At 67.0% G+C, this 23,874-nt stretch carries 26 protein-coding genes; 10 read left to right on the forward strand and 16 right to left on the reverse strand.

Annotated features, from left to right (window positions below):
* Nucleotides 1-93 precede the first annotated feature (93 nt).
* The 4 genes from purD to QW868_RS02060 form a co-directional block, all read right to left on the reverse strand.
* The gene (gene purD, locus QW868_RS02045; RefSeq protein ID WP_316229812.1) at nucleotides 94-1,377 is read right to left on the reverse strand and encodes a phosphoribosylamine--glycine ligase; all 1,284 of its coding nucleotides are present in this window, start codon (nucleotides 1,375-1,377) and stop codon (nucleotides 94-96) included.
* 69 nt (nucleotides 1,378-1,446) lie between these two features.
* Nucleotides 1,447-1,761, reverse strand: coding sequence for a transcriptional regulator (locus QW868_RS02050; protein WP_315771257.1), 315 nt, complete (start codon nucleotides 1,759-1,761; stop codon nucleotides 1,447-1,449).
* A 4-nt stretch (nucleotides 1,762-1,765) separates the two neighbouring features.
* A complete protein-coding gene (locus QW868_RS02055; protein ID WP_315777968.1) occupies nucleotides 1,766-2,314 on the reverse strand; it encodes a hypothetical protein in 549 nt (182 codons plus the stop codon).
* A gap of 13 nt (nucleotides 2,315-2,327) precedes the next feature.
* The gene (locus QW868_RS02060; protein ID WP_316229813.1) at nucleotides 2,328-3,314 is read right to left on the reverse strand and encodes an alpha/beta hydrolase; all 987 of its coding nucleotides are present in this window, start codon (nucleotides 3,312-3,314) and stop codon (nucleotides 2,328-2,330) included.
* Between the two features lie 125 nt (nucleotides 3,315-3,439).
* Here QW868_RS02060 and xseA point away from each other — a divergent pair, with 125 nt between their 5' ends.
* The gene (gene xseA / locus QW868_RS02065; protein WP_316229814.1) at nucleotides 3,440-5,056 is read left to right on the forward strand and encodes an exodeoxyribonuclease VII large subunit; all 1,617 of its coding nucleotides are present in this window, start codon (nucleotides 3,440-3,442) and stop codon (nucleotides 5,054-5,056) included.
* Nucleotides 5,057-5,063: 7 nt separating this feature from the next.
* Here xseA and QW868_RS02070 read toward each other — a convergent pair whose 3' ends face one another.
* A complete protein-coding gene (locus QW868_RS02070) occupies nucleotides 5,064-5,894 on the reverse strand; it encodes a dienelactone hydrolase family protein (RefSeq protein WP_315736571.1) in 831 nt (276 codons plus the stop codon).
* Between the two features lie 201 nt (nucleotides 5,895-6,095).
* Between QW868_RS02070 and QW868_RS02075 the strand changes: the two genes are divergently transcribed.
* Nucleotides 6,096-6,323 carry a DUF2093 domain-containing protein gene (locus QW868_RS02075; protein ID WP_315736570.1) on the forward strand — a complete coding sequence of 76 codons (228 nt, stop codon included), beginning with the start codon at nucleotides 6,096-6,098 and terminating at the stop codon, nucleotides 6,321-6,323.
* On the opposite strand, the gene lpxK is transcribed toward QW868_RS02075, so the two are convergent.
* Genes lpxK through QW868_RS02105 form a run of 6 tightly spaced genes read right to left on the reverse strand, consistent with a single transcriptional unit; the run spans nucleotide 6,293 to nucleotide 11,861 of the window.
* Complete coding sequence (gene lpxK / locus QW868_RS02080) at nucleotides 6,293-7,318, reverse strand: tetraacyldisaccharide 4'-kinase (protein ID WP_316229815.1); 1,026 nt, start codon at nucleotides 7,316-7,318, stop codon at nucleotides 6,293-6,295. The genes QW868_RS02075 and lpxK overlap by 31 nt on opposite strands.
* Nucleotides 7,311-8,618: a 3-deoxy-D-manno-octulosonic acid transferase gene (locus QW868_RS02085; protein ID WP_316229816.1), complete on the reverse strand. Its 1,308-nt coding sequence runs from the start codon at nucleotides 8,616-8,618 to the stop codon at nucleotides 7,311-7,313. The genes lpxK and QW868_RS02085 overlap by 8 nt, the downstream gene beginning before the upstream one ends.
* Complete coding sequence (locus QW868_RS02090) at nucleotides 8,611-9,351, reverse strand: lysophospholipid acyltransferase family protein (RefSeq protein WP_315716682.1); 741 nt, start codon at nucleotides 9,349-9,351, stop codon at nucleotides 8,611-8,613. The genes QW868_RS02085 and QW868_RS02090 overlap by 8 nt, the downstream gene beginning before the upstream one ends.
* A gap of 17 nt (nucleotides 9,352-9,368) precedes the next feature.
* On the reverse strand, nucleotides 9,369-9,608 hold the full coding sequence (locus tag QW868_RS02095; protein WP_009031572.1) for a DUF4170 domain-containing protein: 240 nt from the start codon (nucleotides 9,606-9,608) through the stop codon (nucleotides 9,369-9,371).
* Between the two features lie 59 nt (nucleotides 9,609-9,667).
* Nucleotides 9,668-10,414: a 3'(2'),5'-bisphosphate nucleotidase CysQ gene (locus QW868_RS02100; protein WP_315777962.1), complete on the reverse strand. Its 747-nt coding sequence runs from the start codon at nucleotides 10,412-10,414 to the stop codon at nucleotides 9,668-9,670.
* A 58-nt stretch (nucleotides 10,415-10,472) separates the two neighbouring features.
* Nucleotides 10,473-11,861, reverse strand: coding sequence for a TldD/PmbA family protein (locus QW868_RS02105; RefSeq protein ID WP_409998678.1), 1,389 nt, complete (start codon nucleotides 11,859-11,861; stop codon nucleotides 10,473-10,475).
* 284 nt (nucleotides 11,862-12,145) lie between these two features.
* Here QW868_RS02105 and QW868_RS02110 point away from each other — a divergent pair, with 284 nt between their 5' ends.
* Nucleotides 12,146-12,670: a DUF6101 family protein gene (locus QW868_RS02110; protein ID WP_315811153.1), complete on the forward strand. Its 525-nt coding sequence runs from the start codon at nucleotides 12,146-12,148 to the stop codon at nucleotides 12,668-12,670.
* Here QW868_RS02110 and ubiA read toward each other — a convergent pair whose 3' ends face one another.
* The 3 genes from ubiA to QW868_RS02125 all read right to left on the reverse strand — a co-directional run bounded on the left by ubiA (nucleotide 12,671) and on the right by QW868_RS02125 (nucleotide 14,956).
* Nucleotides 12,671-13,603, reverse strand: a complete 933-nt coding sequence (ubiA, locus tag QW868_RS02115) for a 4-hydroxybenzoate octaprenyltransferase (protein WP_315736565.1) — start codon at nucleotides 13,601-13,603, stop codon at nucleotides 12,671-12,673.
* Nucleotides 13,600-14,253 (reverse strand): hypothetical protein, encoded by a 654-nt coding sequence (locus tag QW868_RS02120; protein WP_315778006.1) that lies wholly within the window; start codon nucleotides 14,251-14,253, stop codon nucleotides 13,600-13,602. The genes ubiA and QW868_RS02120 overlap by 4 nt, the downstream gene beginning before the upstream one ends.
* 283 nt (nucleotides 14,254-14,536) lie before the next feature.
* The gene (locus QW868_RS02125; RefSeq protein WP_315736564.1) at nucleotides 14,537-14,956 is read right to left on the reverse strand and encodes a hypothetical protein; all 420 of its coding nucleotides are present in this window, start codon (nucleotides 14,954-14,956) and stop codon (nucleotides 14,537-14,539) included.
* A gap of 209 nt (nucleotides 14,957-15,165) precedes the next feature.
* On the opposite strand from QW868_RS02125, the gene QW868_RS02130 reads away from it, so the two are divergent.
* The 6 genes from QW868_RS02130 (at nucleotide 15,166) to QW868_RS02155 (ending at nucleotide 21,147) form a co-directional block, all read left to right on the forward strand.
* A complete protein-coding gene (locus QW868_RS02130) occupies nucleotides 15,166-15,918 on the forward strand; it encodes a 16S rRNA (uracil(1498)-N(3))-methyltransferase (RefSeq protein WP_316181790.1) in 753 nt (250 codons plus the stop codon).
* A 117-nt stretch (nucleotides 15,919-16,035) separates the two neighbouring features.
* Entirely contained in the window at nucleotides 16,036-17,196 is a 1,161-nt protein-coding gene (locus QW868_RS02135; protein WP_316229817.1) for an ATP phosphoribosyltransferase regulatory subunit, read from the forward strand.
* Nucleotides 17,193-18,170 (forward strand): ATP phosphoribosyltransferase, encoded by a 978-nt coding sequence (hisG, locus tag QW868_RS02140; protein ID WP_315777956.1) that lies wholly within the window; start codon nucleotides 17,193-17,195, stop codon nucleotides 18,168-18,170. The genes QW868_RS02135 and hisG overlap by 4 nt, the downstream gene beginning before the upstream one ends.
* Before the next feature lie 70 nt (nucleotides 18,171-18,240).
* Nucleotides 18,241-19,284: a glycosyltransferase family 2 protein gene (locus QW868_RS02145; RefSeq protein WP_315736560.1), complete on the forward strand. Its 1,044-nt coding sequence runs from the start codon at nucleotides 18,241-18,243 to the stop codon at nucleotides 19,282-19,284.
* Complete coding sequence (locus QW868_RS02150) at nucleotides 19,281-20,123, forward strand: ChbG/HpnK family deacetylase (RefSeq protein ID WP_315736559.1); 843 nt, start codon at nucleotides 19,281-19,283, stop codon at nucleotides 20,121-20,123. The genes QW868_RS02145 and QW868_RS02150 overlap by 4 nt, the downstream gene beginning before the upstream one ends.
* A 223-nt stretch (nucleotides 20,124-20,346) precedes the next feature.
* Entirely contained in the window at nucleotides 20,347-21,147 is an 801-nt protein-coding gene (locus QW868_RS02155) for a DUF2076 domain-containing protein (RefSeq protein ID WP_315779065.1), read from the forward strand.
* 89 nt (nucleotides 21,148-21,236) lie between these two features.
* On the opposite strand, the gene QW868_RS02160 is transcribed toward QW868_RS02155, so the two are convergent.
* Nucleotides 21,237-22,028 (reverse strand): L,D-transpeptidase, encoded by a 792-nt coding sequence (locus QW868_RS02160; protein ID WP_315736557.1) that lies wholly within the window; start codon nucleotides 22,026-22,028, stop codon nucleotides 21,237-21,239.
* A 307-nt stretch (nucleotides 22,029-22,335) separates the two neighbouring features.
* On the opposite strand from QW868_RS02160, the gene QW868_RS02165 reads away from it, so the two are divergent.
* Entirely contained in the window at nucleotides 22,336-23,115 is a 780-nt protein-coding gene (locus QW868_RS02165) for a protein phosphatase CheZ (protein WP_315716668.1), read from the forward strand.
* 140 nt (nucleotides 23,116-23,255) lie between these two features.
* On the opposite strand, the gene QW868_RS02170 is transcribed toward QW868_RS02165, so the two are convergent.
* On the reverse strand, nucleotides 23,256-23,762 hold the full coding sequence (locus QW868_RS02170; RefSeq protein WP_315736555.1) for a hypothetical protein: 507 nt from the start codon (nucleotides 23,760-23,762) through the stop codon (nucleotides 23,256-23,258).
* Nucleotides 23,763-23,874: the final 112 nt, after the last annotated feature.

Here is a 23,874-nt window from a genome sequence, read left to right on the forward strand (position 1 = left end):
CTGATTCATCCCATCACGGCATGAGTCTATGGAACTGCCACAATTCTCGCGGGAAAAATAGCCTTGTGGGGCCGAAGGCGGCGATCACGATGCTCAGCCCTGAGCGCTTTCCTGCGCCACCGCCTGCCAGGCAATGTCGCGCCGGCAGAAGCCGTCGGTCCATTTGATGCGGTCGACGGCCTGATAGGCCCGCGCCTGAGCCTCGGTGACGCTCTTTCCCGACGCGCAGACGTTGAGGACGCGTCCGCCATTGGCGAGAATGGCGCCGTCCCTCGCCACCGTGCCGGCGTGGAAGATCTCCACGCCCTCGATCCGCGCGGCATCGTCGAGTCCCTCGATGACACCGCCTTTCGCGTAGTCGCCGGGATAGCCACTCGCGGCCATGACCACGGTGACGGCGGCGTCGGGAAACCAGCGCAGGTCGAAATTCTTCAACTGCCCGTCGCAGGCGGCCAGCATGGCGGGCACGAGATCCGACATCATCCGCAGCATCAGCACCTGACATTCCGGATCGCCGAAGCGCACGTTGTATTCGAACAGCTTCGGCCCCTGGGCGGTCAGCATCAGGCCGGCATAGAGAATGCCCTTGAACGGAGTGCCACGCGCATTCATTCCGGCGATGGTCGGCTGAATGATCTGATTCATGATCCTGTCATGAATCTCCTGCGTGACGAACGGCGTCGGCGAATACGCCCCCATGCCGCCGGTGTTCGGTCCCTGGTCGTGATCGAACACCCGCTTGTGATCCTGGGCGGAGGCCAGCGGAATCGCGGTCTCACCGTCGCACAGCGCGAAGAACGACACCTCCCGACCTTCGAGAAACTCCTCGATGACGACCTCGGCGCCAGCGACGCCGAAGCCGCCCTCGAACATCATCTTGATGGCGTCCTCGGCCTCGGCAACCGTCTTGGCCACGACGACCCCCTTGCCGGCCGCGAGCCCGTCTGCCTTGACGACGATCGGCGCGCCGTGCTCGCGGACATAAGCGAGCGCCTCGGGGGCATTGTCGAAGCGGCAGTAGGCGCCGGTCGGGATGTCGTATTCGGCGCAGAGATCCTTGGTGTAGCCCTTGGAGCCCTCGAGCTTGGCGGCGAGCCTGGACGGGCCGAACGCCTTGATGCCGACAGCCTCGAGATCGTCGACGATGCCGGCGGCGAGCGGCGTCTCGGGGCCGACCACCACCAGATCCACCTTGTTCGCCCGGCAGAAGGCGATTACCGCCACATGATCGGCGACGTCGAGCGCGACACATTCGGCCTCCTTGGCGATCCCGGCATTGCCGGGCGCGCACCACAGCTTGGTGAGCAGCGGCGAGCCGGCAATCTTCCAGGCGAGCGCGTGCTCGCGGCCGCCGGAACCAAGGAGCAGAATGTTCATCGTCGATGCCGTCGCAGGGGTGGGCCAATTTGGACGCCCCAATTGCCCGGCCATCGCTACAGAGTCAAATCATGGCTCGGACGGCTTGACGGCGGCGCCGGCGATGATCTCCTGCAGGCTGGCGACGTGGCGGGCGAACGCCGCCCGGCCGGCCGCGGTCGCCGTCACCGTGGTCTGCGGCTTCTTGCCGACGAAGGCCTTGTCCACGGCGGCGTAGCCGGCGCGCGCCAGCGTGTCGATATGGGCGCCGAGATTACCGTCGGTGGCGCCGGTCAGCTTCTTCAGCCGGACGAATTCCAGCCCGGCCCCGGCAGGCAGGGCATTCAGCGCCGCCATGATCTTCAGCCGCAGCGGTTGGTGGATGATCTCGTCGAGCTCCGCCAAACCGTCAGCCCCGCCGCATCCACAAGCCGCCGAGAACCAGGCCGCCGCCATTGACGAACGCCATCCACAACGGGAAAGCCGCGCCGATGAAGAGGTAGCCGACCAGGGTCAACGCGGTGACGCACAGGCCGAACACCGTGAAGGCCGCGCCGAACCATAATCCGGCAAGACCGTAGAACAGCATGAAATAGACCGGCCAGAACGCGCCCATTTCACGCGGTCCGAAATGGCCGATCGCTTCGACGAAGAAGCCGAACGCAAAGAACATGACGAAGGCGAGCAGGGCCCGGAGATCGAAGCTGCGGACGCCGGAACGCGCCTTCTCCGTCGCGCCCAACACCACCGATCCGGCCAGACCGAGGACATAGACCGACAGCCAGGCCTTGTCGGCGTAGTAAGGCGCCAGATAGGTCACGAGATTGCCGGCAAAGACGAGGACGCCCCAGAGGATCATCATCAGGCTCGACAGCCGATAGATCTGCGACTGCCGCACGCGCTTCGTGACATCCTCGATGTCGCTGAGCGCCCGCGCGGCTTCCAGGCTGTCGATCATGCGGCTTGAACCCCTAGCGCGTCGCCACGTCCTCGGCGATCGCGCTCACCGCCTGCGGCGCCGACACGATCTCCATGTGATTGACGCCCGCGATCAGCTTCACGTCAACACCGGGCGCGACGGCCTGCACCGCGCCGGCATATTTGTCGGCGAGCATCAGCTCGTCATCGGCGCCGGCGATGACGGTCACCGGATGCTTCGCCGCAGCGAGATCGGCCTTGTAGTCACGGGTCGCGAAATTGCGGAACAGCCGGTAGCTGTAGGTCGAGGCCACGAATTTCTCCGAGTTCGGCCTGACAGCAAAGGCCAGCGCGGGCAGCGCCTCGCAGCATCTCAGGCCGACGCGATCGAGCACGCCGAGCGCGAGGATGCGCGGAGTGTCGGGACTGGCCCAACCGCCCGAGTTCTCCCGGTTGGTGGGCGCGTCATAGCCGAGATAGGGCGACAGCAGCACGGAGCGCGCGAACAGGTCCTGGGTCGGCGCGCTGGCCGCGCGCAGCGCGAAGCCGCCGCCGGCCGAATGGCCGAGCAGCACGATCGGCTGGGACGGCGCGGTCCTCCTGACCTCTGCGACGAGATCGGTCAAATCGTCCTCGAGCTGGCCGAGATAGCCGATGTCGCCGCGGGTGCCCGAGCCGCCATGGCCGCGGATGTCGGGCGCGAACGTGTCGATGCCCCGGGCGGCGAGCCCATCCGCCAGCGCATGTACGGCGACGCTCGAGCCGGAGGAGCCGTGCACGAGGATGGCAACCTTGCCGATCGGCGTCGCCCGCGCCGGATAGTGGCGGTAGGCGAGCTCCGTGCCGTCCCGGGCGCTGAAGCGCTGTAGGGCCGGCATCGTGCTCCGATCGACACGCCCGACGGTCTCCGAGATCGATTTCAGCTCGGGCGGGCGCACCAACGGCGTCGCGATCATCCCGCCCAGAAGAAGGGCAAGGGCCCCGGCGAGGCCGAAGCCCCAACCGATGAGCCGACGCACGATCTTGATGCTTGCCCGCATACCCCTCTCCATTTCCTATAGAGTACTCTGTATTACAGAGTTATCGAAAAGGCAACGGCTTGATTGGCGGCGGACGCGGAAAGCCCCTACCTTGGCAACTGCTCCCCGAACCGAATCAAACAGCGATGCCGCCTGCGGAAGCCTTGCCCAACGCGCCCGAATTCACCGTCACCGAGCTGTCCTCGGCGCTGAAGCGCACGGTCGAGGACCAGTTCGGCCATGTCCGGGTGCGCGGCGAGATCACCGGCTTTCGCGGGCCGCATTCCTCGGGGCATTGCTATTTCGCGCTCAAGGACGAGAGCGCCAAGATCGAGGCGGTGGTCTGGAAGGGCGTGCATGGCCGCATGCGCTTCAAGCCCCAGGAAGGGCTCGAGGTGATCGCCACCGGCAAGCTCACCACCTACCCGAATTCGTCGAAGTACCAGATCGTCATCGAGGCGCTGGAGCCGGCCGGGATCGGCGCGCTGATGGCGCTGATGGAGGAGCGCAAGCGGAAGCTCGGCGCCGAAGGACTGTTCGATCCCGCACGCAAGCAACTGCTGCCGTGGCTGCCCGAGGTGATCGGCGTCGTCACCTCGCCGACCGGGGCCGTCATCCGCGACATCCTGCACCGGCTCGAGGACCGCTTTCCTCGCCGCGTGCTGGTCTGGCCCGTGAAGGTGCAGGGCGAAGGCTCGGCCGAGCAGGTTGCCGCCGCGATCCGCGGCTTCAACGATTTGCCGCAGGATGGCCCGATCCCGCGGCCCGACGTGCTGATCGTCGCGCGCGGCGGCGGCTCGCTGGAGGACCTGTGGTCGTTCAACGAGGAGATCGTGGTCCGCGCCGCGGCCGAGAGCATGATCCCGCTGATCTCGGCGGTCGGCCACGAGACCGACGTGACCTTGATCGATTTCGCCGCCGACAAACGTGCGCCGACGCCGACAGCAGCCGCGGAAATGGCGGTGCCGGTGCGCAGCGAGCTGATGCAGGAGGTCGCAAGCCTCGCGCGCCGTGTCAGCGTCTGCTGGCAGCGCGGCCAGGAGAGCCGCCGCAACGAGCTGCGCGCCGCCGCGCGCGCCCTGCCCGGCGCCGGCGACCTGCTGGCCATTCCCCGGCAGCGGCTGGATTCGGCGGCCGCCAGCCTGCCGCGCGCGCTCAAGACCAACACGCATGTGCACTTTCGCCAGTTCGCAGCGGCGAGCGCCAAGCTCACTCTGCGCGTGCTGCACGCGCAGATCGCGCAATCGCGCCATCGCCTCATCGCTTCGTCCGAGCGGCTGTCGCTGTCGTCGCGCGGCCAGCTGCACCGGCGGCGCGAGCGATTCGAGGCGCTCGACGCCCGCTTCAAGGCCTCGCGCCAGGCCTATGCGCAGGCCAAGCGCCAGGCCATCGGTCGCGAGCGCGACCGAACCGAACGTCTTGCCGAGCGGGCCCGGCGCGCGTTGCAGACTCAGCTCCAGCGCCTGACGGCCCGCGTGGGACAGAACGAAAAGCTCCTCACCGCGCTGTCCTATCGCAGCGTGCTGGCGCGTGGATTTGCACTGGTGCGCGACGAGGCCGGCCATCCGTTGCACCATGCCGCGAGCATCGGTCCGGGCGCCGCACTCTCGATCGAATTTGCGGACGGCAAGGTCACGGCCACGGCGGGCGCGGACCGCCCGCTTCCAGCCGCGGCGCCAGCATCGCCAAAAGCCCCGCGTGAGGGCAAGCCTTCGGCGCCGAAGCGCACGCCCGATCCCGCCGATCAGGGCAGCCTGTTCTGAGTGGTCCTCAGCGCGCGAGCCAATCGGCCACGAGCTTCTGCGCATCGGCACGCGCCTCGGGATCCGAGCCGACATGGCCGCGCTCGGGCGCCCCGGCGTCCGACCCTGCGACTTGATGCAGCGGCAGGTTCACACGATCGAAATCGTGATAGGCGCCGGGATAGATGACGATGCGGGTCAGCGCGCTGCGGCCGCGCGCGCCATCGATCATCTGTCGGCACGCCGGCGGCGAATAGACGTCGTCCAGGCCGCCGATCAGCACCAATGTCGGGACGCGCGTGCTCCAGCCGAGGCCGGACGAGGCGCGGCAATCCGGATAGAACGCCACCGCCGAGCGGAAATCCGGCGAGACATGCTCGGGCAATTGCGGGCGCACCGCCCACAACAGCGCGCTCGCGCCGCTGGCCCAGCCAACGAGGCTGACCCGGTCGGGCATCGCCCAGGCTTGCTCGGCCAGCCATTTCTGCGCGATCACGATGTCAGCGACACGCTCGCGCCGGCCGCTGATACGACGCTCCTTGACGCGGCATTGCGGCCCCAATCCGCGCGAGCCGTAGCTGTCCGGCAGCAGGACGGCCTTGCCGTCCTTGACCAGTTCCTCGGCCCAGTCGCGATAGCGCGGCAGCACCGGCTCGGAGCGGCCGGAAAGCCCGCCGCAGCCGTGCAGCGCGACGACGACCGGAAATGGGCCGGCCCCCTTCGGCCGGTAGAGCTGGGCGCGCAGCACATAGCTTCCCGAGGGGATCTCGACCGCGACGGGCGCCGGCAATGGCTCAGCCAAGGCTGAAAACGCCGTGGCGCAGAGCATTGAGACGACGATGGCGACGAGGGAGCGCATCAAACCAGCCGGGCGGGACAAGCGGCGGATATTGAAAGCTAGCTAGCACGGAGTTTCGAGCAGAAGCATCACAAATCAGTGGGTTTGCGCGGGGGGACATGGCCCCCCATCTATGCTAGGAAATCATCGAAATTCGGCCTGTCGTGTGCGCGCTGCGCCCGCGTAGGGGGACTTCACGTCAAGGAATTGGAGATCGCGGACGTGCTCAACAAGTTTGGTCCCTCGGGCCAGGGCGAGGCGCAGGTGCAGTATCTGGATGGCGATTTCCGCGTGATCTCGCCGGGAAGCTATGTGCGCTGCGCGGTCACCGATGTGCGGATCCCGCTGGACGAGCTGAAGTATTGGAGCGTCGATCTGCAGGAAGCCTATGCCCTGCCGAGCGCCGTGCTGCAGCGGCACTATCCGGGCGCATTGAAGGCCAGCGGCTGACCGTTCCGCTTCGCTGACAGCCGCTGCACAACCAGCGCGCGCAACGCGGCGAGATCGCCGAACTGCAGTGTCACCGGGAATGCCATGACATCGGGCGCGGCCTCGTGGCCGCGGAACCGCACGAGATCTTTTTCCGTGGTCACCAGGGTAAATCCATCACGCCTGGCTTCGTTGGCAAGGGCTACAACGTCGGCCGTCGTGAATGGGTGGTGATCCGGAAAGGCACGCTCCCGCCTGACGTCGAGACCGGCGCCGCGAAGGGTGCGGAAGAATCGGGCGGGATCGCCGATCCCGGCGAACGCCAGCAGCGGCCTGCCCTGCAGCGCCGCGACGATCTGCGCATCGGGCTGCAACGCGGCTGAAAACACCGGCTTGCCGGCCGCCAACACATGTGAGGCGACAGCCTCGCTGGCTCGGCCGCTACCGATCACGACCAACGCGTCGGTGCGCGCCAGCTGCGGTGGCAGCGGCGCGCGCAACGGGCCGGCGGGAAACACCTCGGAATTGCCGAGGCCGCGCGCGCCGTCGATCACGATCAACGCGAGATCCTTGGTGATCGACGGGTTCTGGAAGCCATCGTCCATCAGGATGACGGAGGCGCCCTGCGCCTTGACGAGACCGATGCCGTCGGCGCGGTTGCGCGCCACGACGACCGGCACTCGCGCCGCCATCATCAGCGGCTCGTCACCGACATCGGCAGCCTCATGGACAGCGGGATCGACGACGACGGGCCCGTGCAGCCGGCCGCCATAGCCACGGCTCAGCACCACCGGCTGCTCGCCGAGGTCACGCAGCATATCGGTCAGCGCCAGCACGGTCGGCGTCTTGCCCGCCCCGCCGACATGGAAATTGCCGACGCAGATCACCGGCAGGCCGGCATCGATGCCGGCTTGCGCCATGCGGCGTGCGGCAACGGCGCCGTAGAGTTTCGAGAGCGGGAACAGCAGACGCGATTGCCAGGACGGCGGCCGATGCCAGAAGGCCGGCTCACGCATCGCCGGCTGCCCCCATTTCGAGCCTGACCTGCAATAGATACGGCTCCAGCGCCGACAGCGTCCGCTCCAGCGCGCCACCGAGCTGATCGACCACGCGCGTTCCTGCCGCAACCAGGCTGTTGCCGGCTGCGGGATCAGCAAGCAGCTGCCGGAGTTGGCGGATCAGCGCCTCCTGATCGGGGGCGAGCCTGGCTCCCCCGGCTCTGTCCAGCGACTCATAGACGTCGGTGAAGTTGAACACGTGGGGTCCGTGCACGATGGCCGCGCCGAGCTTGACAGCCTCGATCGGATTCTGGCCGCCATGCTCGACCAGCGACCCGCCCATGAACACGACCGGCGCCAGCCGGTAGAACAGGCCGAGCTCACCCATCGTGTCGGCGACGTAGATGTCGGTGCCTGCGAGCGGCTGTTCCTCGCGCGAACGCAAGGCGCCCTGCAGGCCGGCGCTTGCGACGAGTTCGGCGACGGCCGGGCCACGATGCGGATGGCGCGGCACGATCACGGTGAGCAGCGACGGATAGGTAGCCGACAAGGCCTTGTGGGCCGCGATCAGGATCTCGTCCTCGCCGGGATGCGTGGAGGCGGCGACGACGACCGGACGGCCGCGCGTCATCGCCGTGAGCCGATCGAGCTTCGCCGGATCGGCGGGCGGCGCCGGCACGTCGAGCTTGAGATTGCCGGTGGTGATGACGGTGCGCGCGCCGAGCGCGGAGAACCGGTCGGCGTCCGCCTGCGACTGCGTCAGGAAGAGATCAAAGCGTCCCAGCAGGGCGGAGATGGTGCCGGACATGCGGCGCCAGCGCGGGAACGAGCGCGGCGACATGCGGCCGTTGATCACCACCATCGGCACCCGCCGCGAGGCGCCAGCGAGGATGAGATTCGGCCAGAGGTCCGACTCGATGAACAGCCCGAGCGAGGGACGCCAATGATCGAGAAAGCGCTCCACGAAGCGCGGCGTGTCATAGGGCACGTATTGGTGGATCACGTCGGGCGGGAAGCGCTTGGCCACGATGGCGGCCGACGTCACGGTGCCGGACGTGATGAGGATGCGGATGTTGAGCTCACGCAGCCGCTCGATCAGCGCCGCCGCCGCCAGCACCTCGCCGACGCTGGCACCGTGAATCCAGACCAGCGGACCCAGCGGGCGCGTGTCGTGGCTCAGGCCGCGCCGCTCGTCGGTCCGCTCGGGATCCTCCTTGCCATGCTTGAGCCGCTGTCTGATCAGTGCCGGCGCAAGCGGCACCGCCGCCGAGGACAACCCGCGGTAGACACGCAGGGCCATCGGCAGCGGCCTAGGCACTTGATGCTCCCGACGCGACCGGCGGAGGACAGGCCTCGGGACGACCGACGATCTCATAGGCGCGGCGCATGCACTCGTTCAGCGTCGCCTCGAGGTCGAGACGCGCCTCTTCCATCATCGCGGCGTCGGCATCGCGCGGCACGTTGATTTCCTTGATTCCCACCAATGCGCCGCGGCCGAATGGCAAATTGATGGTGGTGCTGTCCCAGTTCTTCAGGCGGATGAAGCGGCTCGTGACCATTGCGAACGGCATGATCGGACGTCCTGATTCGCGCGCGAGCATGATGATGCCCAGCCCCGCAATCCGCGCACGCTTCGGCACATCGGCGGTCGATGCCACATTATAGTTGTCTTCGAGCGCCCGCACCATCTCCTTGAACGCCCCCACCCCGCCTTTCCGGTGGAAGGAGGAGCCATGATCGCCGGAGCCGCGGATGGTTCCGATGCCGAGCCGCTCGGCGGCGATCGCGTTGAACTCGCCGTCGCGATGGCGGGAGATCAGCACCTTGGCGCGATAGCTCGGCTTGTTCTTGATGAAGGGTGTCAGCAGATGCTGGCCGTGCCAGAACGCGAAGATCGCCGGCATCTGCGGCTCGACGATGTCGTAGACCTCGGGCGGCTCATAGGTGAAGCGATTGGTCAGCCACACAAGGCGCAGGTACTCGGCCGCGAGGAACCCGACGGCGCGCTGGAACCAGCCGCTACGCAGCGTATTGCGGATCAGGTGTTTCAAGTCGCGAGCTTTGCGTCTTACTTCGCATCCTGACCGGGATCGAGCAGCCGGTGCAGGTGAACGATGAAATAGCGCATGTGGGCGTTGTCGACCGTCATCTGCGCCTTGGCGCGCCAGGCGGCGTGGGCCGCCGCGTAGTTCGGATAGACGCCAACGATATCGACCTTGTCGAGATCCTTGAATTCGTTCTTGTCGAGATTGATGAGCTCGCCGCCGATCACGAGGTGAAGGAGCTGCTGCGAGGCGCTATCTGTCATCGGTATTGTTTCCTAGTCAACGCCTTGCAGGCGACGTGGAGGGTGCGATCCAGGGGCGTTCAGTCCGGCGGTAACCTGCGATACTGCGCGACGATGTCGGCATGTCGGTCGCGGCCCGCTGCCACCAGCATCCCGTGCACCACCTCCGGACGATTATAGAGGATCGCCTCGCCGGACAACGCGGTCATTTTACCCCCCGCTTCCTGCACGATCAAATGAGCCGCCGCAAGATCCCAATCGCGGCTTTGCCCGCCTGCAAAAGCGGCATCGAGCCCGCCATGCGCGACACGGCACAGACGCAGCGCCAATGATCCGATTCGCGGATGGAGTTCAATCCGCGCAGAACTCGGAGCCAACCGCTCAACCAACGGTTTTGGACCGGCCACCCGCGCGAAGTCGAGCACGCGTCCGGTCGAGGCCTGAACCGGCTCGTCGTTCAACGTGGTGCCGCTGCCGCGGGCGGCAAAGAAGAACTCCTCGCTGACCGGGACATGCACCGCGGCGAGTATCGGCGCGCCGTGCTCGACCAGCGCGACGCTCACGCACCAGTCGTTGCGGCCGCCGAGATAGGACCGCGTGCCATCGATCGGATCGACGATCCAGACCCTCGACCGACCGAGTCTCGCCCGATCATCCGCGCTCTCTTCGGACAGCCAGCCGTAATCCGGCGTTGCCGATCGCAGCCTGAGCTCAAGCAGCGCATTGACCGCCATGTCGGCTTCGGAGACGGGCGACGACGCACCCTTGGTCCATTTGCGCAACTCCGTTCCGAACATCGAACGTGCGAGCTCGCCGGCTTCGCGCACCGCCTCCTTCAGGAGCCTGGCGTCTGCCGCGAGGCTGGTCTCGTCCGGTTTCTCGATCTCACCGTCCGCCAAGCGTCAATCCTTCGATGCGCACCGTCGGCGCATTGACGCCATAGCGGAATTCCAGATCGCTGGCAGGCGTCATCGACTTGAAGATCTCGAACAGATGCCCGGCGATCGTCACCTCGCTCACGGCATAGCCGATCTCGCCATTCTCGATCCAGAAGCCGGACGCGCCACGGCTGTAGTCCCCGGTGACGCCGTTGACGCCCGAGCCGATCAGGTCGGTGACGTAGAAGCCCTGCTTGATGTCCGAGATCAGCTCCTTAGCTGTCACGACGCCGGCTTCGAGATGCAGATTGAACGGACCGGGCGAAGGCGACGACGACACGCCGCGATGGGCGTGGCCGGTCGTCACCATGCCGAGCTCGCGCGCGGTGCCCGAATCCAGCAGCCACGTCGTCAGCACGCCATCGTCGACCAGCGCGGTCTGCTTCACCTTCACGCCCTCGGCGTCGAACGGCTGCGACCGCAGCCCACGCTTGCGCAGCGGATCATCGATGATGCGGATACCCTTGGCGAACAGTTGCGCGCCGAGCTTGTCCTTGAGGAAGCTGGTCTTGCGCGCGATCGAGGCGCCATTGATGGCGCCGACCAGATGTCCGACCAGCGAGCCGGACACGCGGGGATCGAACACGACCGGCACCTGGCACGTGGCAACCTTGCGCGGATTGGCGCGCGCCACCGCGCGTTCGCCAGCGCTGCGCCCGACGGCCGCGGGCGCCAGCAGGTCGGCGCCGTGCGGAGCCGCCGTGTAGTCGTAGTCGCGCTCCATCCCGGTGCCTTCGCCGGAAATGGCGGTCGTCGAGATGCTTTGGCTCGAGCGCAGATAGGCGCCGTGAAAACCGTCGCTCGTCACCAGCACCATGCCGCCGATGCCGGTCGAGGCCGACGCACCACCGGACTTCGTCACGCCCTTCACGCCGAGCGCGGCAGCCTCCGCCTCCTGGGCACGGCGCTCCAGCTCTGCGGTCGAGGGAATCTGCGGATCGAGCAGGTCGAGTTCGGGAATGTCGCGCGCCAGCAGCGCCGGATCGGCGAGGCCGACATATTGGTCGTCAGGCGCCACCCGCGCCATCGCCACGGCCCGCTCGGCCAGCCGCGCCACGCCGTCCCCGCTGACGTCGTTGGTCGACACCACGGCCTGGCGCTTGCCGACGAGAACGCGCAGGCCGACATCGTCGCCTTCCGAGCGCTCGGATTCCTCGACGCGCCCGTCACGGACCTCGACGCCTTGCGAGATGCCGCGCACCGCGATGGCGTCGGCGGCATCGGCGCCGGCCTTCCTCGCGGCTTCCACCAGCCGCTCGGCGAGCGTTCGCAGGGCGGACTGGTCAAGCAGATCTGATTGGGCTGAGGTCGACGATGAGGCTGGGGAAGAGGTCACGAACACGATCCGATCGATGTCAGGTGGGCGGCGAAGACGGCTCAATCCAAAGGAAATGTGGCCTGTTCACGCCGACTTCAAGCAGGACGGCAGACGGCACATCGGATTGTCGGCAAATCGGCAAGGTCTCGTCAATCATGCGGGGCAAGCGCTTGTCAATCATGACGGTAGGAGGATCACGCGTGAGATCTGATTAACCAGGCTTGTTAAGCCGATACGGGCGATCCGCGTGGCAAGGTCACACGCATCGACCGGGAGCATAATCCCGGCGGGGAGACCAAGCCGTGAGGCGTCAAACAGCAACAGGCGGAAGCCATTCCGCTGGGTCGGGCCGCGCCCTGCGGCTCGACCCTCTTTCCCTGCCCGTCTCGTACAGCGCGCACGATACCCGTGCCGATGGCGGAATCCGGCAGATCGAATTGCACCGGGAGCGCGTGGTCCTGCGTCGTGCCGTCAGCGGCATGCGCATGGCCCTGAACCTCCGCGTCAGCGATTTCCTCGGCATCGGCGTGCGCGAGATCGACGACACACAGGTGATGCTGGTGCTCGTCCACCGCGACCCTTCCCTGACCATCCCGCTCTGCGTCAGCGACGACCAGAACGAGATCGTTGCTGCGTGGGCGATGTGGAGCGAGACCTTCGCGCTGCCCCAGTTGCAGGACACGCGCCGGGAGGCCACGCCGCGCCGCCGCCGCCGCAACGCGATCCGCTCGCGCCGCCCGCGCTTCCTGATGCGACGCCGTGTCGGCTACCAGCTCAATCCAGCCTCGGTCCATCGCGGCGAGCGCGAGATCATCGCGCGCAGCTGATCAGGTTGCGCGCAGCACGGCATCGACCAACAGCCCTGCGAACAGCAGCAGTCCGGCATCGCGGTTCGACTTGAACACCCGCAGGCAAAGCGCCGGATCGGCGATATCCAGACGCCGGATCTGCCAGCCGAGATGGGCGGCGAAACACGCCAGCCCGAGCCACGCCGCGACATGCACGTGGGCGGTCGCGAACGCGGCCCCAATCAGGATGACGGCCAGACTGTAGAAGATGACCAGCGCCAGATGCGTGCGGTCGGCAAACAGGCGCGCGGTCGACTTGATGCCGATCAGCGCGTCATCCTCGGCGTCCTGATGCGCGTAGATCGTGTCGTAGGCGATCACCCACGAGATCGACCCGGCGTAGAGCAGCAGCGCGGTGGCATCGATGCGGCCGAACGCGACCGCAAATCCCATCAGCGCGCCCCACGAGAAGGCGAGACCCAGCACGACCTGCGGCCACCAGGTGACACGCTTCATGAACGGATAGATCGCGACGATCAGCAGCGAGGCGATGCCGGTGGCGATCGCGAACCGGTTGAACTGCAGCAGCACCACCAAGCCGATCAGGGCCTGCGCCACCAGGAAGGCGAGCGCCTGCTTGACGCCGACCTGACCGGCGGGAATCGGTCGCGAACGTGTGCGCTCCACCTTGGCGTCGAGATCGCGGTCGGTGATGTCGTTCCAGGTGCAGCCGGCGCCACGCATGACGAACGCGCCGACGAAATAGAGCCCGATCCACGCCGGCAACATGGATAGGTTCCCGGCGATCCCAGCGGCCAGAGCGGCCGACCACCAGCACGGCATCAGCAGCAGCCAGGATCCGATCGGGCGATCGAAGCGGGCGAGACGCAGGTAGGGCCGGCTCCAGACCGGCGCCAGCGTATCGACCCAATTGCCGGTCGCGTCAGCAACGCGGACGGCCGTGTCGCTCATCGGGTGAGAACGTTGCCGGTCATGGTGTCGAAGGCGGATCCGCCCTTCTTCGTTGTGTTGGCCTCAGGCAACGCGGCCGACGAGCCCAGGACGTCGCTCAGGCTCGGAGCGGAGGGCCTTCCGGCCCCCGACTGCATCTGCGCCGCCACGGCACAGACCTTCTTTTCCAGCGCGTCGGTGTTCTTGTGACCGGCCTTCAGCTGATCGGCGATCTGCTGAGGAATGCCGCAGCTCGCCGAATGCGCCTCGACATATTTGATCATCTTCACTTCGGCCTTGCCGAAATTTGCGATCAGCTTGCAGGCCTCGTCAGGCGAGGCCTTGCGGTCGCTCGCGGCCTTGATCAGCTTGCCGCGACGCTCGGCTTCCTCGCGCAGCGGAATGAACTCCTTCATGCAGCTCTCCGGCGGGCCCCCCTGCGGCGCGGCTCCCATCGGGGCCGGCTGGAAGCCACCACCGCCGCCGAACGCCGAGGCGCCTGGACTGGGGAACGGACTTGCCGGAGCTGCGGCCCGGGTCGGCGCCGCGCCGTTGATGGGCGGAAACGGCGAGTTGCTGGTCTGGGCCTGACCAGGCATCGGCGCGGGAAAGGAGCTCTGCGCGAAGAGCTGCCCTGTGGAGAGCACCAGGGCGGCAATGGCGAGCGGCATGAAAGACTGGCGGACGATCAAGGCTGGTTCTCCGGTAAGACCAAGAATCCTCAACACTTCCGGATGAAAGCACGATCCGATCCGGGGCTTTTACGATTCTCGCCCGTCCAGCACAACCGCGGAGTTGATCACAGCCGCGGCGGAGGGACGCAGCCGGGTTCCAACCGGCGCGGAGGCCCAAAACGAGGCCCTTCCCGAACATCGGGGCCCAAAATCCGTTCACTCCGCGCCCTCGCCCACCTGGTCAGGCCGGAGTCGCCAGTTCGGCGGCCGGCGGGACGGTTCACGTCGCCGTGCAGACCTTGCGCATGACGGCCAGGGTATTTTCGTGATTCGCCTTCAGCTGATCGGTGATCTTGGGCGGGATGCCGCAGAGTGAAGCATGGGCGACCGCGTAGTCGATCATCTTGGTCTGGGCGAGCTCGTAGTCATGCACCAGCTGGCAAGCCTCGCCGGGCGCGAAACGCCGCTCGGTCGCCGCCTTGAGCAGCTTGGCCCGGCGGGCGGTCTCGTCCCGCAGCGGGGTGAATTCCTTCAGGCAGGTTTCGGGCGGGCGAAAGCCGGCCGCTGCGGCACCACCCGGCACCGCGGGAGCCGCTTGCTGGGGCGGAGCAGCGATCGCCTTGTCGTCGGCCCGGGACGGCCCGGCGACCGTCACCACGATGACCGCGGCAAGCGCCCAAGTCGAATGTCTCAAGATCAAGGCCGTTCTCCGCTTCAAGGCTCACGGAATCGTCGGATGTCCGTCCCCAAGGGACGACCGGCGGGATCGAACCGGTAAAATCTGTCGACAGCACGGCCGAAAGGCGCCATCGCCAATACCCGATACAACACCCCGTGACGGCTCCGCCGGCTTTGCGGCCGGCGCGTGGTCTGGTTAAGCAACATCCATCATCGGCACCGCTTCGCTCCATGCCCGCATACGACTTCACCGCCCCGCGCCTGTTCGTCGACGCACCCTTGCAGGAGGGAGGCACGGTCGCGCTCGACCGCAATCAGAGCAACTATCTCGGCAACGTCCTGCGTCTCGGCACCGGCGATCACGTCTTGGTCTTCAACGGCCGCGACGGCGAATGGCGGGCCGTGATCGAGGGCCGCAAGCGGCCAGATGGCCTGACGATCCAGCAGCAGAGCCGGCCCCAGGATCACCTGCCGGACATCGCCTACGTCTTCGCACCGCTCAAGCACGCGAGGCTGGACTACATGGTGCAGAAGGCGGTCGAGATGGGCGCCTCGTGCCTGCAGCCGGTCATCACCCGTCACACCCAGGTGTCGCGCGTGAATGGCGAGCGCATGCGCGCCAACGTGGTCGAGGCCACCGAACAATGCGGCATCCTCAGTCTCGCCGAGGTGAAGGACCCGGTGCCGTTGGAGCGCTTCCTCGCGCAGCGGCAACCTGAGCGGCTGCTGGTGTTCTGCGACGAGGCCGCCGAACTGGCCGATCCGCTGCAGGCGCTGCGCGGCGGCAAGGACCCGGCCGGCATCGACCTGCTGATCGGACCGGAGGGCGGTTTTGCCGACGACGAGCGGGCGCTGCTGCTCCGCCAGCCGCACGTGATCAGGCTAGCGCTGGGCCCGCGCATCCTGCGCGCGGATACGGCCGGCGTTGCCGCCCTCGCCGTGATCCAGGCTACGCTCGGGGACTGGACCGGCCCCCGCGGTTAAGGCATCCGGCCAATTGTGGCTTACCGCGGCCATTCGCAGTCGAAACCGTCAAACGGCCATGCTAAGGGGCAGCCGCGGCCTCCAGAGGCGCTCACTCCACTTTGGAACTCGATCGACATGACCGGACCCGCTCCAACCGGACCCGCCGCGTGGGCGGACATGCTGCTGCAATCCTTCGCCCAGGCCGGCTATGAGCGGGCCGAACCGGCGATCCTGCAGCCGGCCGAGCCATTTCTCGATCTCTCCGGGGAGGACATCCGCAAGAGCCTCTATCTGACCGGCGACGCCGCCGGCGAAGAGCTCTGCCTGCGCCCCGACCTGACCATTCCCGTCGCCCGTGACTACCTCGCCTCGGCCCGCGCCGGGCATCCGGCTGGCTTCAGCTATCTCGGTCCAGTATTTCGTTACCGCGAGGGCCGCCCGAGCGAGTTCCTACAGGCCGGCATCGAATCGTTCGGCCGTCAGGATCGGCCCGCCGCGGATGCCGAGATGCTGGCGCTGGCGATCGAGGCGACCGCCACCGCCGGCCTTGCCGCGGTGGATATCCGCACCGGCGACGTCGCGCTTTTCACGGCCTTGATCGACGCCCTCGATCTCTATCCGGTATGGCGACGGCGGCTGATCAAGGACTTCAACCGCAAGCGCACCCTGGCGCAGGACCTCGAGCGGCTGGCGATCGCCTCGGTGGCCCCGCGCAACGAGTATGAGGGGGTGCTCGCCGCCTTGGCCGGCTCCGACCGCAAGGCGGCGCACGCCCTGGTCACCGACCTGATGTCGATTGCCGGCGCAACCGCGGTCGGCGGCCGCACGGTGGCGGAGATCGCCGACCGTTTCCTCGAGCAGTCCACCCTCAAGAGCGGCGCGCTGCCGCGTGACGCGCTGGACCGTATCAAGCGCTTCCTCGCAATCAGCGGGAGCCCGACCGAGGCTGTCCAGCAGCTTCGCGCGCTCGCCGCTGACGCCAAGCTCGACATTTCAGCGGCGATCGACACGTTCGAGGCTCGCGCCGGCTTCATGGCCCAGCGCGGCATCGACATCACCAAGGTGCGCTTCGCCACGTCGTTCGGCCGCGGCCTCGACTACTACACCGGTTTCGAGTTCGAACTGCATCATCCGGGCAATGGCGACGAGCCACTGGTCGCCGGCGGCCGTTATGACGGCCTGCTGAGCCAGCTTGGCGCCGCCGAGTCGATTCCGGCCGTCGGCTTCTCGATCTGGATCGAGCGCCTGGCCCAGAGCAGCGCCGTCGGCAAGTCCCCGCGCGGGAGAGCATCATGAGCGGCCCCCTCGTCCTCGCCGTTCCCTCCAAGGGACGTCTGCAGGAGAATGCCGAGGCCTTCTTCGGCCGCGCCGGGCTGAACCTGTCCAAGCCCGGCGGCGCGCGCGACTATCGCGGCACCATCGCAGGTCTCGACAATGTCGAGATCGCCTATCTCTCTGCGAGTGAAATCGCCTCGCAACTGGCGCGCGGCACCGTGCATCTCGGCGTCACCGGCGAGGATCTTGTGCGCGAGAGCATCACCGATGCCGACAAGCGCGTGCTGCTGATCGATACGCTCGGCTTCGGCGGCGCCAACGTCGTCGTCGCCGTGCCGCAGGCCTGGATCGACGTCCGCACCATGGCCGATCTCGATGACGTCACCACCGGCTTTCGCGCCCAGCACAATCGCCGCATGCGCGTCGCCACCAAGTACATCAACCTGACGCGCAGCTTCTTCGCCGCCCATGGCATCGTCGATTACCGCATCGTCGAGAGCGCCGGCGCCACCGAGGGCGCGCCGGCGGTCGGCACCGCCGAGCTCATCGTCGACATCACCAGCACCGGCTCGACGCTCGCCGCCAACGGGCTGAAGGTGCTGGACGACGGCGTGATCCTGCGCAGCCAGGCCAATCTGGTCGCCTCCCGCGACGCCGACTGGTCGGAGGGGCCGCGCGAGAGCGCCCGGATCATTCTCGACCACATCCATGCCCGCGCCCGCGCCAGCAAATACCGCGAGGTCCGCACCCGCTTCAAAGGGTGCGACGCAGCAATGCTGACCGAGGCGCACAACCGCTTCGGCGTCGTGGCGCCGTTCGGCGGCCCGACCTCGTCCGGCATGCTCACCCTGCACTGCCCGCCGGCGCAGATCTACGCGCTCGGCAGCTTTCTGCGCGCGCATGGCGCCGAGACCGTCTCGGTCGCCTCGCTCGACTATGTGCTCGACCGCGAAAATCCGCTGTTTGCTCGCCTCGAGGCCTTCCTGCGATCATAAATCGCCGTTCATCGTAGCGACAGGCGAGCGCAGCTACCATATGTTGGTAGCAGAACGAGGACGCTGAGCAATGCTGGGAACTGACGTGTCGGATCTGACCACGACTGCGGCCGACGCCGCGTCGCAGGGATTGTCGATCGTTATCCCCGTCTACAACGAGGGCGCGGGACTGACGGCGCTGCACGAGCGGCTGAATAATCTCGCCCGTACGCTGCGCCAGCGCTTCGGTCTCGCCTGCGAGCTCGTCTATGTCGACGATGGCAGCCGCGACAATACGCTCGCGATTGCGCGCACCTTGCAGGCCGATGCGCTCGACATCCAGGTCGTCTCGCTGTCGCGCAATTTCGGCAAGGAGGCCGCGCTGATGGCCGGCCTCGATCATGCCCGGCGCGGCGCCGTGCTGTTCATGGACGGCGATGGCCAGCATCCGCCGGCCCTGGTCGAGCAGCTCGTCACGCACTGGATCAAGGACGGCTATGACGTCGTCTATACCGCCAAGGCGCATCGCGACAACGAGCCGTTCCTGCGCCGCGTCGCCGTGCACGGCTTCTACGCGCTCATCAACTGGGGCGCGCGGCAGAAGATCCCGGAGGATGCCGGCGACTTCCGGCTGCTGTCGCCGCGCGCGGTGGCGGCGCTGCGGCAATTGCCCGAGCGCAACCGCTTCTTCAAGGGACTCGCGAGCTGGATCGGCTTCCGCCAGATCCGCGTCGACTACGAGCCTGCCGCGCGTGCCCATGGCGTGACGGCCTTCAACCTGACCAGCCTGCTTGGCCTGTCGATCGAAGGCCTGACCTCGTTCTCGGTCGCCCCGCTGCGGTTCGCCAGCCTGCTCGGAATCCTGCTCGCCTCGGCGGCCTTTCTGTTCGGCCTCTCGATCCTGTGGGAGACTTTAGCCACCGGCAAGTCGGTGCCCGGCTATCCCTCGCTGATGGTCGGCCTGATGACGATCGGCGGCGTGCAACTGATCATGATCGGCATCATGGGCGAGTATATCGGCAAGATCCTGTCCGAGCTGAAAGCGCGTCCGATCTACTTCGTCGCCGAGCACAGCGAGAAGCGTGCAGCGCTCGATGCGCGCAGCGACGGCGCCGAGAGGAACGCCGCCGAATGAGCGCGACGCCGCACCGGCGCATCTGGCTGTGCGCCGATGACTATGGCATCAGCCCCGGGGTTAACAGCGCCATCCGAGACCTGATCGCGCGCGGTCGGCTGAACGCAACCTCGGTGATGACCGTGGGCGCCGCGATCGGGCGCGACGAGGTGACGGAGCTGACCAAGGTCGCGTCCGACAGCCCGCGTTGCGCCATCGGCCTGCACGTCACGCTGACCGCGCCGTTTCGGCCCCTGACGATGCATTTCCGTCCCTCGGAAGGCGGCATGTTCCTGCCCTTCCCGAAGCTGCTGCGCGCCGGACTGACCCGTCGGCTCGATCCCGAGATGATCCGTGCCGAGGTCCTGGTTCAGCTTGCGGCGTTCGGCGATTTGTTCGGTCGCGCCCCCGATTTCGTCGACGGCCACCAGCATGCCCAGCTCTATCCGCAGGTGCGCGAGGGCTTTCTCGCCGCCGTCAAGGAAACTGCGCCCACGGCCTGGGTGCGCCAGGGCGGCCGCAATCTGCCCCTGATGCAGCGGCTGGCGGCACCGAAAGCGCTGCTGCTGGACGTGCTCAGCGCGCAATTCCGCCGTCAGGCCAGGCGGGCCGAGATCGCCTTCAATCCCGGCTTCGCGGGCGCCTACGACTTCACCAAGGCCTCCGACTTCGGAGCTTTGATGGATGGCTTCCTCGACGAGTTGCCCGAGCATGGGCTGGTGATGTGCCACCCCGGTTTCGTCGATGACGTCCTCATCGAGCTCGATCCGCTGACGGTGCAGCGCGAGCATGAGCACGCCTATCTTGCCGGCGAGCATTTTCCGGGCCTGTTGGAGCGCCGCAAGGTGACGCTCGGCTGATGGATGTTTCGCGTGCCCCGGCGAACAAAACCCGGCGCGGCGGCGTTCGAAGTGGGAGGGAGACAGGCATGCCGTCCGCCTTCGGCTTCCGAAACGCCTCGCAAGTGCAAAGACGCTTTGTCGCATACGGAAATTTAATCCGCGCCCCGGCTGGCCGGGCCACAAAGTCCCCCTAAATCTTGGCCGCGCTTGGCCGGAACAAGGCAAGCGGCAGGAGAACGACATGACACCGCAAGAACGCCAACTCATCGACGATCTGTTCGACCGGCTTGCCACGTTGGAGAGTGCACCGCGTGATCCGGAGGCTGCCGCCGCCATCGCCCAGGCGCTGCAGCGGGCTCCCAATGCCGTCTATGCGCTGGTGCAGACGGTGCTGGTGCAGGACGAGGCCCTGAAGCGCGCCAACGCCCGCATCGAGGAGCTGCAGCACGCCCAGGCCCCGCAGGGCCAGTCCGGCGGCTTCCTCGATTCGATGCGCGACAGCATCTTCGGCTCGGGCAGCCGCGGTTCGGTCCCCAACGTGCCGCCGCCGTCGCAGAGCCGCCCGGTCTGGAACAGCGGCCAGGCGATACCCCCGGGCTACCAGGGCCAACCCGGCTATCCCGGCCAGCCCAGCTCCTATGACCAGGGCGGCTTCGGCCAGCCGCGCGGCGGCATGTTCGGCGGGGGAGGCGGCTCGTTCCTCGGCACGGCGGCGGCCGCGGCGGCCGGCATGGTCGGCGGCTCGCTGCTGCTCGGCGGCATCCGCTCGATGATGGGCGGCGGGTCGCATCAGGCGTTCGGTGACACCACGATCATCGAGGAGCGGGGCGGCGGTGCCAGCCCGTGGAGCGGCGACCAGTCCGGCGGCTCGCTGGCGCGCGACGCCGGTCTCGACGACATCGGCCGCCCGGGCGGCGACGGCGGCCGGGCCGGCCTGTTCGACCAGGCGAGCCATGACGACAGCGGCAATGACAGCGACGCGGCCGACTTCGATGCCGATGACGGCTATGGCGACGACGACGGTGGCAGCGACTACGCGTGAAGCTCCCGGGTCGCAGCCAACTCAAGAATGCAAAGGCCGCCCTCCACGGGCGGCCTTTTTCAGTTGCGGATGTCGTGCAGCGGCGGTCGTCAGAGCACGATGACCCGGGCACCGACGTTCACGCGGCCATAGAGGTCGATGACGTCCTCGTTGCGCATCCGGATACATCCTGACGAGACGTTGGTGCCGATCGTCCATGGCTCGTTCGAACCGTGGATCCGATACAGCGACGAGCCGAGATACATCGCGCGTGCGCCGAGCGGGTTCTGTGGTCCGCCCTCCATGTGCCGCGGCAGGTCGGGCCGGCGCGCGAGCATTTCCGGCGGCGGCGTCCAGTCCGGCCATTCACGCTTGGCCGAGATCGTCTTCACGCCCGACCAGGTGAAGCCGGGGCGGCCGACGCCGATGCCATAGCGGAGCGCCCTGCCCTCGCCCTGGACCAGATAGAGGAACTTGTTCGGCGTATCGATGACGATCGTGCCCGGCCGTTCTTTGCCGTCATAGTCAACGATCTGTTTCTCGTATTTCGGATCGAGTGGCCGCTGCGTCTGCTCATAGGCCTCCTCATCCGGCAATCCCTGCTGCGGGACCATGCCCGGCGCCAGCCGCTGCGGCTCGTAGTAGGACGGCTGCTGCTGGTACATCGGCTGTCCCGGCGGAGGCGCGCCGCGGCCGCCTTGCGGATCCCCGAACAGGAATTCGATGAAGCCGCCACCCATGCGCGAGCGTTCGACATAGGCGGTGCGCACCGGCGCGGACTGCTGCGGCGGGCCGCTATAGATCACGGTCGGCTGCTGAAATCCCTGGGCCGCGGCGCGGCCCAGACCTGCATGGAAAACGCATGCGCCGGCCAGCAGCGCTGCGGATACTGATTTGAACATCGACGTACTCTGTACTGTTTCGTCTGAAGACTGTTCATCGCGCGAGGCAAATGCGCCGCCGCGTATCGTCAATAAAGAGCAAAACCCGATCGCTTTGGTAAACGCAGGAGGCGCCGGGATTCACCATCGCTGCACACCGCGGCGGTTTTGATCGCTAGCGTTTATTTTGCGTGAAGGCCGCTGGCGCATGGTTAATCGTTGACGCACGATGCACGCCAGCGTTGCTCAACGGCGGTTCCTGGCGTGAACGCGATGTTAAATAGCCTCTGCGTAGAACTGATCCGAGCAAAAGGTCAGGGATACTATCATGGCGGTTCGCAAGCGTTTCCGTATCGAAGAAGCAATCGTCGGCCATATGCCGGAGCCTGAATTCGTAGGCGGCGAGATCGGCCCCAACCACAAGGAAATCATGGACGAGCTCCGCGCGATCCGCTCCCAGATGGCCAATGCGATCCGCAGCGGCGGCAGCAACACGGCGAACGCCGCCATCGAAGAGTCCGCCGCACGCGAGGTCGCCGAAGCGCGCGCGCTGCTCGAGACCTATCGTGCCCAGATCGAGCAGTGCGAAAAGCTCAAGGTCGAGCTCGACCTGATCCACGACGCGATCAACCGCACCAAGGGCGAGATCGCGACCCTCCATGCCAAGAGCTTCAACGGCGAGGAGATGGCCAAGGTCAACGGCGAGCTCGGCGCGGTCGTCGGCGGCACCGAGCAGGCGACGCAGCAGATCCTCGAAGCCGCGGAGGCGATCGACCAGGCCGCCAGCGCGCTGTCCAAGGTGGACTCGGCCGACCAGCAGAAGATCCTGAGCGAAGAGATCCAGGAGCGGGTGGTCTCGATCTTCGAGGCCTGCAACTTCCAGGACCTGACCGGCCAGCGCATCAACAAGGTCATGACCACGATGAAGTTCATCGAGCACCACATCGTGGTGATGATGGACATCTGGGGCGGCGTCGACGCCATCAAGGCGCACACGCCGCCGATCGTCGACCACCGCGAGGGCGACGCCCGGCTGCTGAACGGCCCGAAGGCGGAAGGTGACGTCGGCCACGCTTCGCAGGACGACATCGACGCGATGTTCAACTGACCTCGTCCTGCCTGACCGGCGGCCACGCCGGCCAGGCATGGCACCGAGCAGCACCAAGCAAAACGCCGGCGCTTTCACCGGCGTTTTTCGTTTGGCTTTTGGGTGTGGCCGGGGCTTGTCGCGAGGGCTTCGCCCGGATCTCAGGCGCGCGGTCCGCAGCGGACGTAGACCATCGTCTGGTAACGGGTCGCCGCATCCTTGTCGACGAAGCGGGTGATCAGCACACGGCCGTCAAAGGAGACGACCTCGCGGTCCTGCTCGCCGCCGGGCGGTCCGGCCGGGCCGATATAGTTCTTGCCGCTGGCCGAGCCCTTCAGGCGCAGCTCCTGGGGGGTCGCCTGGTCGGCCAGATGCATCACGACACCGCCGGACGTGCCCGCCCCGATGACATAGGGCTGTTTGCACTGCGCCAACGCCATCTTCTCGGTGCGCGGACGGTCGTTGGGGTTGTTGTAAGCGGCGAGGCCCCATTTGCCGACGAGATCCTCGGGGCGGATCGTCGCCGGAACCTCGGGCTCGACCGGCGCCTCGGTCTGCATGGGGGGCGACGGCGACAGGCTGAAGCCCGTGCACGCTCCCAGAAGCATCGTGAGCGCCGACGCGATCGCGAGATTGGCAACCGGCCGCGCGCACCGTGAACTCGTCATGGCATCCCCTTAGGAACAAGATCGTGGCTGCCCCGTCCGGCAACCAAACCCAAAACGCTCGTCAGAGCAATGACGTCGGATGACGACGCCGCTCCACTAACATGTCTGGCCC

The sequence above is a fragment of the Bradyrhizobium sp. SZCCHNR1051 genome, assembly GCF_032489615.1.
Classification (GTDB): Bacteria; Pseudomonadota; Alphaproteobacteria; order Rhizobiales; family Xanthobacteraceae; genus Bradyrhizobium.

Coding starts and splice junctions, on each gene's coding strand:
- purD (WP_316229812.1), bottom strand. CDS start 1,377: ATGAACATTCTGCTCCTTGGTTCCGGCGGCCGCGAGCACGCGCTCGCC.
- QW868_RS02055 (WP_315777968.1), bottom strand. CDS start 2,314: ATGATCGACAGCCTGGAAGCCGCGCGGGCGCTCAGCGACATCGAGGAT.
- QW868_RS02060 (WP_316229813.1), bottom strand. CDS start 3,314: ATGCGGGCAAGCATCAAGATCGTGCGTCGGCTCATCGGTTGGGGCTTC.
- xseA (WP_316229814.1), top strand. CDS start 3,440: ATGCCGCCTGCGGAAGCCTTGCCCAACGCGCCCGAATTCACCGTCACC.
- QW868_RS02070 (WP_315736571.1), bottom strand. CDS start 5,894: ATGCGCTCCCTCGTCGCCATCGTCGTCTCAATGCTCTGCGCCACGGCG.
- lpxK (WP_316229815.1), bottom strand. CDS start 7,318: ATGCGTGAGCCGGCCTTCTGGCATCGGCCGCCGTCCTGGCAATCGCGT.
- QW868_RS02095 (WP_009031572.1), bottom strand. CDS start 9,608: ATGACAGATAGCGCCTCGCAGCAGCTCCTTCACCTCGTGATCGGCGGC.
- ubiA (WP_315736565.1), bottom strand. CDS start 13,603: ATGAGCGACACGGCCGTCCGCGTTGCTGACGCGACCGGCAATTGGGTC.
- QW868_RS02120 (WP_315778006.1), bottom strand. CDS start 14,253: ATGCCGCTCGCCATTGCCGCCCTGGTGCTCTCCACAGGGCAGCTCTTC.
- QW868_RS02130 (WP_316181790.1), top strand. CDS start 15,166: ATGCCCGCATACGACTTCACCGCCCCGCGCCTGTTCGTCGACGCACCC.
- QW868_RS02135 (WP_316229817.1), top strand. CDS start 16,036: ATGACCGGACCCGCTCCAACCGGACCCGCCGCGTGGGCGGACATGCTG.
- hisG (WP_315777956.1), top strand. CDS start 17,193: ATGAGCGGCCCCCTCGTCCTCGCCGTTCCCTCCAAGGGACGTCTGCAG.
- QW868_RS02145 (WP_315736560.1), top strand. CDS start 18,241: ATGCTGGGAACTGACGTGTCGGATCTGACCACGACTGCGGCCGACGCC.
- QW868_RS02150 (WP_315736559.1), top strand. CDS start 19,281: ATGAGCGCGACGCCGCACCGGCGCATCTGGCTGTGCGCCGATGACTAT.
- QW868_RS02155 (WP_315779065.1), top strand. CDS start 20,347: ATGACACCGCAAGAACGCCAACTCATCGACGATCTGTTCGACCGGCTT.
- QW868_RS02160 (WP_315736557.1), bottom strand. CDS start 22,028: ATGTTCAAATCAGTATCCGCAGCGCTGCTGGCCGGCGCATGCGTTTTC.
- QW868_RS02165 (WP_315716668.1), top strand. CDS start 22,336: ATGGCGGTTCGCAAGCGTTTCCGTATCGAAGAAGCAATCGTCGGCCAT.
- QW868_RS02170 (WP_315736555.1), bottom strand. CDS start 23,762: ATGACGAGTTCACGGTGCGCGCGGCCGGTTGCCAATCTCGCGATCGCG.